Annotated in this window: 14 protein-coding genes; all 14 read left to right on the top strand. The window is 50.1% G+C overall.

Going from position 1 to position 14,536, the window contains the following annotated elements; translation table 11 throughout:
* Positions 1-149: 149 nt before the first annotated feature.
* Positions 150-1,292 (top strand): DUF4317 domain-containing protein, encoded by a 1,143-nt coding sequence (locus tag BUB85_RS00320; protein ID WP_073103590.1) that lies wholly within the window; start codon positions 150-152, stop codon positions 1,290-1,292.
* A gap of 267 nt (positions 1,293-1,559) precedes the next feature.
* On the top strand, positions 1,560-2,048 hold the full coding sequence (locus BUB85_RS00315; protein ID WP_073103587.1) for a complex I 24 kDa subunit family protein: 489 nt from the start codon (positions 1,560-1,562) through the stop codon (positions 2,046-2,048).
* Entirely contained in the window at positions 2,035-4,011 is a 1,977-nt protein-coding gene (locus BUB85_RS00310) for a NuoF family protein (protein ID WP_073103584.1), read from the top strand. Before BUB85_RS00315 ends, BUB85_RS00310 begins: the two co-directional genes overlap by 14 nt.
* Positions 4,012-4,022: 11 nt before the next feature.
* A complete protein-coding gene (locus tag BUB85_RS00305; RefSeq protein WP_073103582.1) occupies positions 4,023-5,711 on the top strand; it encodes a [FeFe] hydrogenase, group A in 1,689 nt (562 codons plus the stop codon).
* 161 nt (positions 5,712-5,872) lie between these two features.
* A complete protein-coding gene (locus BUB85_RS00300) occupies positions 5,873-6,802 on the top strand; it encodes a LysR family transcriptional regulator (RefSeq protein WP_073103579.1) in 930 nt (309 codons plus the stop codon).
* A gap of 104 nt (positions 6,803-6,906) precedes the next feature.
* The gene (locus tag BUB85_RS00295; RefSeq protein ID WP_073103576.1) at positions 6,907-7,404 is read left to right on the top strand and encodes a Na+/H+ antiporter subunit E; all 498 of its coding nucleotides are present in this window, start codon (positions 6,907-6,909) and stop codon (positions 7,402-7,404) included.
* Entirely contained in the window at positions 7,397-7,792 is a 396-nt protein-coding gene (locus BUB85_RS00290; protein ID WP_073103573.1) for a monovalent cation/H+ antiporter complex subunit F, read from the top strand. Before BUB85_RS00295 ends, BUB85_RS00290 begins: the two co-directional genes overlap by 8 nt.
* Positions 7,789-8,139 carry a cation:proton antiporter gene (locus BUB85_RS00285; RefSeq protein ID WP_073103571.1) on the top strand — a complete coding sequence of 117 codons (351 nt, stop codon included), beginning with the start codon at positions 7,789-7,791 and terminating at the stop codon, positions 8,137-8,139. The genes BUB85_RS00290 and BUB85_RS00285 overlap by 4 nt, the downstream gene beginning before the upstream one ends.
* On the top strand, positions 8,136-8,447 hold the full coding sequence (locus tag BUB85_RS00280) for a hydrogenase subunit MbhD domain-containing protein (RefSeq protein WP_073103569.1): 312 nt from the start codon (positions 8,136-8,138) through the stop codon (positions 8,445-8,447). The genes BUB85_RS00285 and BUB85_RS00280 overlap by 4 nt, the downstream gene beginning before the upstream one ends.
* Positions 8,448-8,490: 43 nt before the next feature.
* On the top strand, positions 8,491-9,447 hold the full coding sequence (mbhE, locus tag BUB85_RS00275; protein WP_073103566.1) for a hydrogen gas-evolving membrane-bound hydrogenase subunit E: 957 nt from the start codon (positions 8,491-8,493) through the stop codon (positions 9,445-9,447).
* A 3-nt stretch (positions 9,448-9,450) separates the two neighbouring features.
* On the top strand, positions 9,451-9,825 hold the full coding sequence (locus tag BUB85_RS00270) for a sodium:proton antiporter (protein WP_073103562.1): 375 nt from the start codon (positions 9,451-9,453) through the stop codon (positions 9,823-9,825).
* A complete protein-coding gene (locus BUB85_RS00265; protein WP_200803521.1) occupies positions 9,822-11,438 on the top strand; it encodes a complex I subunit 5 family protein in 1,617 nt (538 codons plus the stop codon). Before BUB85_RS00270 ends, BUB85_RS00265 begins: the two co-directional genes overlap by 4 nt.
* Positions 11,439-11,452: 14 nt before the next feature.
* The gene (locus BUB85_RS00260; protein WP_073103558.1) at positions 11,453-12,940 is read left to right on the top strand and encodes a complex I subunit 5 family protein; all 1,488 of its coding nucleotides are present in this window, start codon (positions 11,453-11,455) and stop codon (positions 12,938-12,940) included.
* Between the two features lie 113 nt (positions 12,941-13,053).
* Entirely contained in the window at positions 13,054-14,526 is a 1,473-nt protein-coding gene (locus BUB85_RS00255; protein WP_073103554.1) for a complex I subunit 5 family protein, read from the top strand.
* Positions 14,527-14,536: the final 10 nt, after the last annotated feature.

Raw genomic sequence — 14,536 nt, 5'->3', positions numbered from 1 at the left:
CGGTGGGGCTTCATCCCGTTTTTTGCAATAACCAGAATCAACTGTGTCTGATCTACGAGAGGATTTGACAAATATCGGAATTACACATAAAATATAGAAGTCTGATTTTGAACAGTCAGAAACTACAAAAAGATTAAGGGGTTAAGAACATGAATAAAAAAGAAACACTGGAGATAAGAAAGCAATTTACGCCGAATAATTGTGCAATCACACGAATCTGCGGGTGCTATGTGGACCATGAGAAAGAAAAGAAGATGGAGCTGAAAGAAGCGTTTCTCTCGCTCCCTGAGGAGGAGTGCTTTAAGTATTTCGATATTTTTAAAAAGACGCTGGGCGGAACCATCGGAAAGAATCTGATGAATATGGAATTTCCACTCGCGCAGGAGAGTGCCGGCGGGACACAGAAGTTTCTTCTGGATCTTCGAGACAGCAAGCTGAAGGATGAGATGCTGCTGGAAGAGTTCTATGACAAGGTGATTGAAAATTATGATTATGCGGAAAATTACTATATTATACTGATTCATGCCAATTATGATGTGCCGGGACGTTCTTCGGATGGGCTGGAGCTGTTTGACGCATCAGACAGTGTCTACGAGTTCGTACTGTGCAGCATCTGTCCGGTAAATCTGACAAAGGCAGGCCTGAGCTACAATGGAGAGAAAAACAGCATTGAGGAGCGGATTCGCGACTGGGTGGTGGATGTGCCGGTGAACGGTTTCCTGTTCCCACTGTTCAATGACCGGAGTTCGGACATTCACGGTGTACTTTATTATTCGAAGAAACCGGAGGAGCTTCAGCCGGCGTTTATTGAAAATGTGCTGGGCAGTGTTACACCGCTGACCGCGGCCGGACAGAAGGAGACCTTTAACGCGATTATCGCAGATACTCTCGGGGAGGATTGTCATTATGACGTAGTGAAAAATATTCATGAGACGATCCAGGAGATGGTGGAAGAGCATAAGGACGAGCCGGAGCCGTTGGAACTGTCAAAAACGGATGTGAAAAAGGTGTTTGAAAAAAGCGGTGTGCCGCAGGAGCGTATGGAAGTATTCGAGAAGGAATACGAGGAGATTGCCGGTGAAAAGACGGAGCTTCTGGCAGCCAATATTGTGGATACAAAAAAGTTCAGCATTGAGACGCCGGACATTGTGATCAAGGTGAATCCGGATAGAGCGGACCTGGTGGAAACCCGCCTGATTGACGGAAGACAGTGTCTGGTAATCGCGGTAGACGATCACATTGAGGTGAATGGAATTACGGTGAAGACGCTTCACGGTGAAGAAATAATATAGAAAATTTTTATAGCACTCTGGAAAAGCTTTTTTTCAGAGTGCTATAATTTTTTAAATATACAATAAGCATGATTGCATTTTCAAAAATACAATACTTTATGCATAAAAATGAATTTTCATTCAAAGAAAAACAGATAGCATATGAAAAAGTATATATGCTCATATTTTTTAAGTATAAGCAGGAATCGGACATTGATGTTAGAATGTTACAAATTATTGAGGCGATATTGTGAAATATTAGCCAATATAAACAAGGAGGAAAAAGGTATGTTAGATGCATCATTCTATGAAAAAACAGATGAGATCATAGAACAGCACACAAGAGAAGAATGTTCTCTGATTCCAATCATTCAGGACATTCAGGCAGAGTATCGTTATCTGCCCCCGGAACTGCTGAATTATGTGGCGAGGGAGATTGGAATCACGGAGGCAAAAGCCTACAGCGTGGCCAGCTTCTATGAAAACTTTTCGTTTGAGCCAAAGGGGAAATATGTGATCAAGGTGTGTGACGGGACGGCCTGTCATGTAAGAAAGTCGATTCCGATTCTGGATCGGCTCTACAATGATCTGAAATTATCAAAAGAAAAAGCGACGACGGATGATATGCTGTTTACACTGGAGACAGTCTCCTGTCTGGGGGCATGTGGACTGGCACCGGTTCTGACAGTGAATGACAAGGTGTATCCGGGGATGACACCGGAGGCCGCTACGGAGCTGATAAAGAAATTGAGAGGTGAAGCAGATGCAGAAAATTAATAGCCGGGACGAACTGAACCGGGTGCAGGACAGAGCAAAAAAACAGATTGAAGCCACATCATCCCGTATTTTAATCTGCGCGGGAACCGGGTGTCTTGCCGGCGGATCCGGTTTGATTTATGAGAGGCTGTGTGAACTGGCCAAGGATTGTCCGCAGGTTTCCATAGAATTTGGACCGGAGATCGCCCATGGAGACGCGTACAAAAAAACGGCTGCTCCGGGCAGTGCACAGAAGAATGTATGCGAAAATGGAGAGGGCGGGGAGACAGCACAGGAAGTTGACCAGCCAAGCGTCGGCATCAAAAAAAGTGGATGTCACGGATTCTGCGAGATGGGCCCGCTCGTGCGCATCGAACCTCACGGAATCCTGTATACAAAGGTAAAGCCGGAAGACTGTGAAGAGATTTTTGAAAAGACCATATTAAACGGAGAACTGATCCACCGTCTGTTGTATACTCAGAACGGAAAAGAGTATGCTGGGCAGGAAGAAATTCCGTTTTATAAGAAACAGACCCGTCTGGTGCTGAAAAACTGCGGACACATCGATGCAGAGCACATCGAGGAATACATCGCCACAGGTGGTTATCAGGCACTGGCAAAGGTGCTGCACCAGATGACACCTGCCGAGGTGGTGGACGAAGTGAGCGAGGCCAATCTGCGGGGCAGAGGCGGCGGCGGTTTCCAGACCGGCTATAAATGGTCACAGGTTGCATCCCAGAAAGAGACGGTGCGCTACGTTGTATGTAACGGTGATGAGGGAGATCCGGGCGCATTTATGGACCGCTCCATCATGGAAGGGGATCCTCATAAGATGATCGAGGGGATGCTTATCGCAGCCTATGCAGTGGGGGCACGGGAAGGCTACATCTATGTGAGGGCAGAGTATCCGCTGGCAATCCAGAGATTGAAGCTTGCTATCGCACAGGCAGAGGAGTGCGGACTGCTGGGTGAAAATATCATGGGAACCCAGTTTGGATTCCACTTACATATCAACCGCGGAGCCGGAGCCTTCGTCTGTGGCGAGGGAAGTGCGCTGACCGCATCCATCGAAGGAAAGCGCGGAATGCCGCGTGTGAAACCACCGCGTACGGTAGAACAGGGGCTGTTTGGAAAACCGACGGTACTCAACAACGTGGAGACCTTTGCCAACGTTCCAATGATCATTGATGACGGTGCAAAATGGTATCGCGGAATTGGACCGGAGAACAGTCCGGGAACGAAAGCATTTGCGCTGACAGGAAGTGTGAAGAACACAGGGCTGATTGAAGTACCTATGGGAACAAGCCTGCGGGAGGTCATCTTTGACATCGGCGGCGGAATCAAGAATGATCAGGAGTTCAAGGCGGTGCAGATCGGCGGACCATCCGGCGGATGTCTGGTGGAGAAGGATCTGGATGTGAGTCTGGACTTTGACTCTCTGAAGAAGATGGGAGCCATGATCGGATCCGGCGGTCTGGTAGTCATGGACCAGCATACCTGCATGGTGGAAGTGGCAAGATTCTTCATGAGCTTTACCCAGCGTGAGAGCTGCGGCAAATGTGTGCCATGCCGTGAGGGAACGAAGCGGATGCTGGAGATCCTGGAGCGGATCGTGGAAGGAAACGGAGAGATCGAGGATCTGGACAGACTGGAGAGTCTGGCGGATATGATTTCCAGCACGGCACTGTGCGGTCTCGGAAAGAGTGCACCGCTTCCGGTAATCAGCACCATGAAGGCGTTCCCGGAGGAATATATGGAGCACATTGTGGATAAAAAGTGCCGGGCAGGAGTCTGTCAGAGCATGAAAAACTATGTGATCGATCCGGAGAAATGTAAGGGCTGCTCGAAGTGTGCGAGAAGCTGTCCGGCCAGTGCCATCAGCGGCCAGATCAAGTCACCGTTTACCATCGATTCAGAAAAATGTATCAAGTGTGGAGCCTGTCTGGGGAACTGCCCGTTCGGTGCCATTTCTATAGAAGTCTAGGAGGAAGAGTAATGGGATATATGACAATAGATGGAATTGAGGTGGAGTTCACAGACGAATCCAATGTGCTGTCGGTGATTCGGAAAGCGGATATAGACATCCCCACCTTATGCTATCATTCAGAACTATCGGTATACGGAGCATGCCGGTTATGTACAGTAGAAAATGACAGAGGAAAGACATTTGCCTCCTGTTCCGAGAGACCGAGAGACGGCATGGTCATCTACACGAACACGCCAAGGCTTATGAAATACCGGAAGATGATTCTGGAACTGCTTTTGTCGGCGCACTGCAGAGACTGCACGACCTGTATCAAGAGTGGAGAATGTCACCTGCAGGAGCTGGCACACCGGATGGGCGTGACCAGCATCGGATATGAGAACAAGAAGACACAGTACCCGATTGATATGAGTTCACCGGCCATCGTGCGTGATCCGAATAAATGTATTCTCTGCGGAGACTGTGTGCGTATGTGTGACAATGTGCAGCATGTCAATGCCATCGATTTTGCTTACCGCGGAACTGAGGCGCTGGTGACTCCGGCATTTGACAAGACAATCGCGGAGACGGACTGCGTCAACTGCGGACAGTGCCGTGCGGTATGTCCGACCGGCGCGATCAGCATCAATACGAACATCGAAGTGATCTGGGAGGCTCTGGCAGATAAGAACGTCAAGGTGATTGCACAGATTGCACCTGCAGTCCGGGTGGCTGTGGGGGATGCTTTCGGTCTTGCCCGCGGGGAGAACGTGATGGGGAAAATCGTCAACGTGATGCACCGCATGGGCTTTGATGAGGTTTACGATACCGCGTACGGCGCGGATCTGACCGTGATGGAAGAGAGCAAAGAACTTCTGGAGCGCCTGACATCCGGCGAGAAACTGCCGTTGTTTACCTCCTGCTGTCCGGCATGGGTAAGCTACTGTGAGAGCCATTATCCGGAGCTTGTGGATCACATTTCCACCTGTCGCTCTCCAATGCAGATGTTTGGTGCGGTGATGCAGGAGTATTACAAGGAACCGAAGAAGAACGGCGGAAAGCAGATCCTGTCGGTGGCGGTGATGCCGTGTACGGCAAAGAAGGCGGAGATTCTGCGCGGTGAGTCCAAAACGGATGGAAAACAGGATGTGGATTACGTGCTGACCACAACGGAGCTGATCACCATGATCAAAAAGACTGGAATCCGTTTTGAGAATCTGGATATTGAGTCGTCGGATATGCCGTTTGGGATCGGATCCGGTGCCGGAATTATCTTCGGCAACACCGGCGGGGTCACAGAGGCGGTGCTCAGAAGGCTGACTGACGGGCATAACCGCAGTGACATGGACCGCATCCGCCACAGTGGCGTGCGCGGTGAAGAGGGAATCAAGGAGCTGACCTTCCCCTACAAGGACAGAGAGATCAGGGCTGCGGTCGTGAGCGGACTGGGCAATGCGGACGAGCTGATCAAACGGATCAAGAGCGGAGAGGCAGAGTATGATTTTGTGGAAGTCATGGCATGTCACAGAGGCTGTGTGATGGGCGGAGGCCAGCCGGTACAGGCGGGACCGAGAACGAGAGCTGCCAGAGCAAAAGGTCTGTACGACACTGATATCAATACACAGATCAAGAAATCCAACGAAAATCCGCTGACCGTGACGCTGTACAACACGCTGCTAAAAGGAAAAGAACACAAATTACTTCATAGAAATATGGAATAAGAAGTGATATAATCATTGCACAGAACAGAAGGTGCAGGAGATTGCGGCAGGGCGGACCTGCCGCAATGAAAAGAATAACAGAGAAAAGGCATGTTCTGAATCGTTGCAGAACGTGCCTTTTTTGTGTGATAGGAAAACCTGAAAAGAGAGGGACATAAAAGATGAATCTGACAGAACTGGAATACGTAGTTGAGGTGGAGCGGAGCGGTTCCATTTCCGGGGCGGCAAAAAAACTGTTTGTCGCACAGCCGAATTTGAGTAAGGCAATCAAGAATCTGGAGGAAGAGTTTCATATTCTGATATTTGAGCGCACGTCAAAAGGAGTTGTGACGACGAGCGAGGGGCGCGTCTTTTTGCAGCGCGCCAAGAAAGTTCTGCAGGAGGTAGCCGTCCTGAAGGGGGAGGAGCAGTCCGCGGAAAAGGTTCGGCTGAAGGTCTCTGTCCCGAGAGCGAGCTACATCACGTACGCATTTACGAAGTGCATCAACGAGATTCTGCCGGATAAGACTGGGCGGATTAATTTCGAGGAGTGCAGCTCAACCAAGGCAATCAGCAACATTTTATCGCTGAAATACGGGTTGGGCGTAATCCGCTATGAGGAAAAGTACGAGGAATATTTTCAGGATTTTCTGAAGCTGAAGGGGCTGTCCGGTGAAATTCTGGATGCTTTTGATTACAGGCTGCTGGTATCGGCGGAGAGCCCGCTGGCAGGAATGGATGAAATCAGTGGACAGGATCTGGAGCCCTGCATAGAAATTGTTCATGGCGACATCAAAATACCGGGGGAGGAGTATCTGGATCTGCTGTCAGAAGAGCTGGGACATGAGAACGTGGGAAAAAAGATCTATGTATACGAGCGGGGCAGCCAGTTCGATCTGCTGACGCTGGTTCCAAATACCTATATGTGGGTGTCCCCTATGCCGGTTAAGATTCTGGAACGGTATCAGGTGGTGGAGAAGCGCTGTACGTGTGCCGCAAGAAATGTCAAGGATGTGCTGATCTGGAAGAGCGGGCATAAAAAGTCTGAGGAAGAGCGGCTGTTTGTCGCAACGCTGAAAAGTACAATCGAGGAAATGAGAGCAAAAAATTAGTTTTGTAAGTATAAAAAGAAGACATACATTCATACTTTGTGCTATAATACAAGAAAAGCACCTGTTTTTCAAAAAAAATTGTGCATAATTTCATGGAGGGATGTATGGTCTTCTTATTGTTTGTGTTATGGATTATTCTAAATGGAAAAATAACATTGGAAATCGCTTTATTTGGAATCGCCATCAGTGCGGTTTTATATCTGTTTCTCTACAGATTTATGGATTATTCCCCCAAAAAAGAATTGGAAATTGCTAAAAAAACCGGTCAGATTATCGGTTACATATGGACTCTGAATGTGGAGATCATCAAGGCAAATATTGAGACTGCCCGCATGATTTTCCGGTGGGATGAGGAGCCGGAGCCGCTGATGGTGAGATTTCGGACAAAGCTGAAGACAAAAGTGGGCAGGACACTGCTGGCCAATTCCATCACGCTGACGCCGGGGACCATCACAGTTTCTCTGGATGGGGAAGAATATCTGGTGCATTGTCTGGATACAGGCTTTGCCAAAGGGCTGGATGAATCTGTTTTTGTAGAAAAAATCAGCCGGATGGAGGAAACGTCCGGGAAGAAAACAGAGGGGAGGCAGCACAATGTTTAAGAACTTACCTGTATTGGACAGCATCAGCTCCTGTTTTCTAATCGTTGTGCTGATCGTGCTTGCAATCATGGCGCTGCTGTGTCTGCTGCGCTCTGTGCTTGGACCGACGGTGGCAGACCGGATCATTGCGGTGAACATGATGAGTACGATGGTGATTGCTTCTATCGTAATTCTGGCGCTGCTGCTGGAGGAGCCCTATCTGCTGGATATTGCCCTGATCTATACACTGATCAGTTTTCTGGCTGTTGTGGTACTGTCCCAGATCTATGTTGGCGTTTACCGGGAGCATCTTGCGGCCAGACGGCAAAAACGAATGGCGGATGAAAACCGGCAGACGGCAGAATCGAAAACAGATGACGAAGATGCAGAGAGAGGAGGTACCGCATGACCGTACTAAGCTGGATAAAGTTTCTTGCCGGAGCATTTTTTATTCTGGCGGGGCTGGTGGTATTTGTGATACAACTGATCGGAGTTTTCCGGTTCCGGTATGTGCTCAACCGCATGCATGCCGCCGCTATGGGAGATACGCTGGGAGTGGGGCTTGTGCTTCTCGGAGTACTGATTTTGAACGGGCTGACCATGGCGTCTCTGAAAATTGGATTTATCATTGTATTTTTGTGGTTCACATCGCCGGTGGCGTCCCATGTGGTGACCAATCTGGAAGTGATGTCGAGGGAGAAGCCGGAGGAGTGCTGCCCGGTGAAAGACCTGCATGAGGAGGATGAGCAGTCATGACAACGATATTTATGTGGATATTGCTGATTTTTCTTGTGGTCTGTGCTGTTGCAGTGAGCTTTACGAAAAACATTCTGAACTCTATTCTGATCTTTATGTCCTACAGTCTGATCATGTCGGTGATCTGGATCATGCTGGAATCACCGGATCTGGCTATCACCGAAGCTGCGGTGGGAGCCGGGGTTACTTCTCTGCTGTTTTTCGTGACTCTGAAAAAGATTGGTCGGATATCCAGTGAAGATGAGAAAGAAGTGGAGAATGGATCTGCGGAGTCCTCGGATGAGACTGGCAGTGAAAATGAATCTTGAAATCCAGGAACGACAGAGAATACATAGAATGAGGTGAAAAGGGATGAGTATCCGGAAAAATCAGCAGGAATATGAAAAAAGCCGTGCCTATCGGTTTTCCCGGTGGCTGAAGGGAGAGAAGGACCCGTTTGTCGGAGTGATTGAGATGAAGTCTCAGAATCCGGATGAGGATCCGGAGCAGTTTTACAGCCAGGAGGACTATGAGGCGATCCGGCGTCATGCCCGTGATTATCAGAACAATCAGATGATTCACAGGTATAATCGAGTCTATGTGGTGGGGAGTATTGTGGCCTGTCTGGCATTGATCGTGGTCTTGATCTATGCAATCTCCTATCTGCCCGCATTTGGAAAAGCGGACAGCGTGGGAACCAATGAAGTTGCGACCCGCTATATTGAGAATGGGCTGCAGGAGACCGGGGCGGTCAACGTGGTGGCTGGAATGATTGCAACCTACCGTGCCTTTGATACCTTCGGAGAGACGACCGTTCTGTTTATCGCAACATGCAGTGTCATGATACTGCTGATGGTCGAGCGGGAGGACAAGCGCAGGCAGCTGCATCTGGATGACCGGGAATTTGAACCGGTTCAGGATGAGATCCTGCAGCATGTGGCGAAAATCTTGTGTCCCTTTATCTTTATGTTTGGAATCTATATTATTCTGAACGGACATCTCTCGCCGGGAGGTGGTTTTTCAGGCGGAGCTATCATCGGAGCCGGGATGATCCTGTTTTCCTCGGCTTATGATTTTCCAAAGATACAACGCTTTTTCAATGAACACATCTATGTCATCGTGAAAGTGACGGCACTGATGCTATATGGGACAATTGCGGTCTATTTCTTTTATACCGGAGCCAATGGTCTGGAGAGTGTCTTCCCGCTGGGAACGCCGGGAGCGATCCTGAGCGGTGGAATTATCCTCCCGATCAACATCTTTGTCGGTACGGAGGTGGCATGTACAATCTATGCGTTTTACGCATTGTTCAGGAGAGGGGGACTCTAGGAGATGGGAACAAATCTTGCGGCAAATTATGTAGAAGTAATCGCGGTGATTTTGTTTGGAATCGGGTTTACAGACCTGTTTCTGCATAAGAATCTGATCATGAAAATAATCGGGTTGAATATCATGGATACGGCAGTGTACCTGTTTCTCGCAGCCAAGGGCTATATCGCAGGGCACAAGGCGCCCATTATCGTCGACGGGGTGCAGAGCACATCGGCTTACATCAATCCGGTTCCCGGCGGGCTGGTGCTGACGGGAATCGTGGTGTCCGTGTCGGTGACGGCTCTGATGCTGGCGCTGACGATCCGGCTGTATCAGCAGTACCACACATTGAATCTGGATATTATTGCCATGAAGGTGAAGGAGAAGGAAGAATGAGTTTTGTTCAGAATGTTCCATGCTTTTCAATTCTCCTGGCAATGTTTGCGGCCATCATCACTTCCGCGGTCAGGGGAAAGACAGCACGAAAAATTTGTATAGGACTGACTATAATCGAGGGCGGCATGTCGGCATGGCTCCTCAGCTTTTTGTGGAAAACGGGGGAGAGCTATGTGTATGTCATGGGGCATTTCCCGGCACCCTGGGGAAATGAACTGCGGGCGGGAATGCTGGAGGCAGGAATGGCATTCTTTCTGTGTGTCATTATGGTGCTGTCCCTGTGGGGCGGCGTGCATGAGATCCGGGAGGACCTGGAGGCGGACAAGGCGCAGTTTTATTATATTATGGCAGATCTGCTGCTGGCATCGCTTCTCGCGCTGGTCTACACCAACGATATGTTCACGGCTTATGTGTTCGTGGAAATCAATACCATTGCCGCCTGCGGGCTGATTATGATGAAACAGTCTGATCTGACGCTTGCGGCGGCGGTCCGTTATATGATCATGAGCCTGATGGGATCGGGACTGCTGCTGATCGGAATCTGTCTGCTATACGACATGACGGGGCATCTTCTCATGAGCAATATCAAAGAACAGATCATTTCGCTTGCAACGACGGAGACATACCATATTCCGCTGCTTCTGACTATCGGCCTGATTAGCATCGGTCTTGCGATCAAAAGCGCACTGTGGCCTTTCCATACCTGGCTCCCGGGGGCATACGGATACTCGACCGTGTCCTCCTCCGCGATGCTCTCAAGCATGGTCTCAAAGGGATATATCTTTCTTTTGCTAAAAATCATTTACCGTGTGATCGGGGCAGATACCTTTGCGGGAAGCCACGTCATCAATATTTTGTTTATTTTTGGAATCGTCGGGATGGTCATCGGATCGCTGGATGCGATCCGGGAGAATAACTTAAAGCGTATGATCGCTTATTCCTCCGTGGCACAGATCGGCTATATCTTTATGGGAATCGGAATCGGAACAGACGCCGGAGTCGGGGCGGGCATGTACCACATTTTTGCCCACGCGGCTTCCAAGGCGCTGGTGTTTATCGCGGCATCCGGGCTGATTCGTGCCTCTGGCGGAAAGAGCCGGATTCAGGATCTTGCGGGAGCAGGATTCCGCAATAAGCTTGCGGGAGCCGGGTTTGTTGCAGGGGCGTTGTCCATGATTGGGATCCCCGGATTTGCCGGATTTGCCAGCAAGCTGATGTTTGCACAGGCGTCGCTGGTCAAAGCGGAGCTGGCGATTCCGGTGTTCATGGCCTTGGCGGTCAGCACAGTGCTGAATGCGATTTACTTTATGCGTGTCGCGCTGCTGATCTACACGCCGGATGATGTGCCGCTGGTGGATGCGGTGGCGGGAGCATTCCGACTGCGGGAGAATCAGAAGCATTCTGTGAGAAATGTGCAGCCGGAGGGAGTTCTGTCACCGGAAGGAATTACAGGGATGGCAGGGACAAATGCGGTGGCGGGCAGTACAGCACGGGCTGACAGCCTGGCCTACGCAGCTGCAATTCTGCTGTTTATCGCACTGAATCTGTTTCTGGGCATCTGCACACAGCCGGTGCTGCAACTGATACAACGTGGACTTGTAATCTTCGGATAGGAGGGGATTTATCGATGCAGATCATGCTTTTATGCGCCTTATTTATACCTGTATTATCCGGAGTGGTGCTGCTTGCAGTGCCGGAAAAATGGCTGCCCAGGGAGCGTCTCCGCACGCTGGCAGTCGCAGTGCTCTTCCTGACCCTTGCGGCGACCGTCGGAGTGATTTTCGGCTATGTCATGGGGCAGCATACGCCGCTGACCTTGTTCCATCTGACCAGACAGCTTTCGCTGGTGCTGCGAATCGATGCTCTGGGGATGCTTTTTCTGGGATTTATCTCTTTTGTATGGCTTCTTGCCGGAATCTTTTCTCTTGAATATCTGAACCATGAGACTCATGAACGGCGTTTCTGGGGATTTTATCTGCTGACACTGGGTGCGCTTCAGGGATTGAGCATGGCTGGAAATCTGGTTACGATGTATCTGTTTTTTGAGATGATGACACTAGTGAGTATGCCGCTTGTGCTCCATGCGGAGACGCATGAAGCAATCATGGCAGGACTCAAATACATGTTCTACTCCATGTGTGGTGCCTACATGGCTCTGTTCGGTGTGTTTTTCCTTTACTATTACTGTGACACGCTTGACTTTACGGCGGGCGGTGTGATGACGGTCCAGGTGTGGAACCAGAACAGCGCGATTCTGTTGGTTGCGGTCTTTCTGATGATTGCCGGCTTCGGGGTCAAGGCCGGTATGTTCCCCATGCATGCATGGCTTCCGACTGCACATCCGGTTGCCCCTGCTCCGGCGTCCGCTGTCCTTTCGGCGATCATCGTCAAGGGCGGCGTACTGGCGATCATTCGGAGTGTGTATTACATTGTGGGGGCAGAGAATATCCGCGCAAGCTGGGTGCAGAATACCTGGCTGGTTCTGGCACTGATCACGATATTTCTGGGTTCCATGCTGGCGTACAAGGAACCGGTGTTGAAAAAGAGGCTCGCTTATTCTTCGGTGAGCCAGGCCTCTTACATCCTGCTCGGACTTGCCTTTCTGAATGTGGGAGCAATGACGGGAGCACTGCTCCACATTGTATTCCACGCGTTCATCAAGACGGCTCTGTTTCTGAGTGCCGGTGCAATCATCTACAAGACCGGAAAAACCAGAGTGAATGAACTGCGCGGAATCGGAAAAGAGATGCCGGTCACAATCTGGTGTTTCACCTTCGTATCTCTCGCGCTGATCGGAATTCCTCCGGCCAGCGGTTTTATCAGCAAATGGTATCTGGCAACGGGAATGTTGGAGAGTGGTCTTCCTGTTTTTGCATGGCTGGGTCCAGTGATTTTGCTTGTCAGTGCACTTTTGACGGCGGGATATCTGCTTCCGGTCACCATTCAGGGCTTTCTTCCGGGAGCAGACTATGATTACGGAAAGCTTGTGAAGCACGAACCATCGGCAAAAATGCTGGTTCCGCTGATCATTCTGGCATCGGGGGCTTTGATCATGGGTATCTTTCCAGGTGGCCTTATCCGTTTTCTACAGCAGATCGCAGAATCTGTATTTTAACTTGTACTAAGGAGGACCCGCCGCAGGTGGGAGGAACCTTGGTGCCTACGAAGTGCCCTTCCGAATAAGGTTCGGATTATAAAGGGCACTGCTCAATACAAGGAGGTGACAAATTGAATTCGTGGTTAACAGTCGCAGCGGTGCTGCTCCCCATCGCAGGGGGAATCCTGATTCCAATCCTGCCGTTTCGCAGACGCATACATATGGAATGGTACATCGAGGCTTTGGTAATTGCCACCTCGGTTCTGGTGTGGTGTCTGCTTCTTCACCGGCCGGAGGAACTGGTTTTGCTCCGGTTTACGGATCAGATTGTATTTACGCTTCGGATTGACGGTTTGGGCACGGTGTTTGCCGGACTGATCTCGGTGCTGTGGCCGCTTGCCATACTGTATTCCTATGAGTATATGACACATGAAGAGCGGGAGAGACCGTTTTTTATGTTCTACACGGCAACCTTCGGTGTGACGCTGGGAATCGCATTTGCGGGAAACATCCTGACCATGTATTTCTTTTACGAATTGCTGACCCTGGTCACGATTCCTCTGGTCATTCATACTTTTACAAGAGATGCGGTGCTCGCGGCGAGAAAATACATCTATTTCTCCATGGGTGGGGCGGCGTTCGGGTTTATTGCTGTTGTATTTCTGCTCTATTACGGAGGAAATACGGAATTTGTGCTGGGTGGATTTCTGGGCAGCCTGCCCGGCGGACTGAATTTCAATCTGGTGCTGGCAGTCTTTGTCATCGGATTTATCGGATTCAGCGTCAAGGCAGCCATGTTCCCGTTTTACTCCTGGCTTCCGGATGCAGGCGCGGCACCGACTCCGGTCACTGCACTGCTCCATGCGGTAGCGGTCGTGAAAGCAGGTGCATTTGCAGTGATCCGGCTGACTTACTATTGCTTTGGAACGGAGATGCTCATCGGAACATGGGCGCAGAAGCTGGTGCTCTCTCTGGCCATGTTCACCATTGTATTCGGCTGCAGTATGGCGGTGCGGGAGACACATCTGAAGAGGCGGCTTGCGTTCTCGACGGTCAGCAATCTGTCCTATATTATATTCGGAGCAGCCATCATGACGACGGCAGGGTTGGCAGGCGCGCTTTGCCACATGGTGTTTCACGCCATCATGAAGATCAGTGCCTTCTTCTGTTCCGGTGCGATCATGCACCAGACGGATCACCATTTTATTCCGGATATGGACGGCTTTGGGCGGAAGATGCCCTGGGTCTACGGGGCATTTACCGTGTCTGCCCTGGGAATGATGGGGGTGCCGGGGTGTTGCGGATTTATCAGTAAATGGCTTCTTGCAGAAGCAGCTATCGGAGCTGGAACAGTGTGGACCTGGATCGGAGTGGCAGCACTTTTGATCTCGGCACTGCTCACGGCCATCTATATGATGACGTTTGTCGTCCGGGGATTTTTCCCGGGAAAAGATTTTGATTATGAGAAGCTTCGCGATGTGCGGGATCCGAACTGGAAGATGATTCTGCCATTGGCAGTTTTCAGCATTGCAATTGTTGGATTCGGGCTGTACTCGACACCGTTGACGGAGTTTTTGTCCAGGGTCGCAGCCGGATTGATCTGAGAGGAGGGAT

Source organism: Hespellia stercorisuis DSM 15480 (genome assembly GCF_900142165.1).
Taxonomy (GTDB): Bacteria; Bacillota; Clostridia; order Lachnospirales; family Lachnospiraceae; genus Hespellia; species Hespellia stercorisuis.
This window is presented reverse-complemented; position numbering and strand designations above follow the sequence as displayed.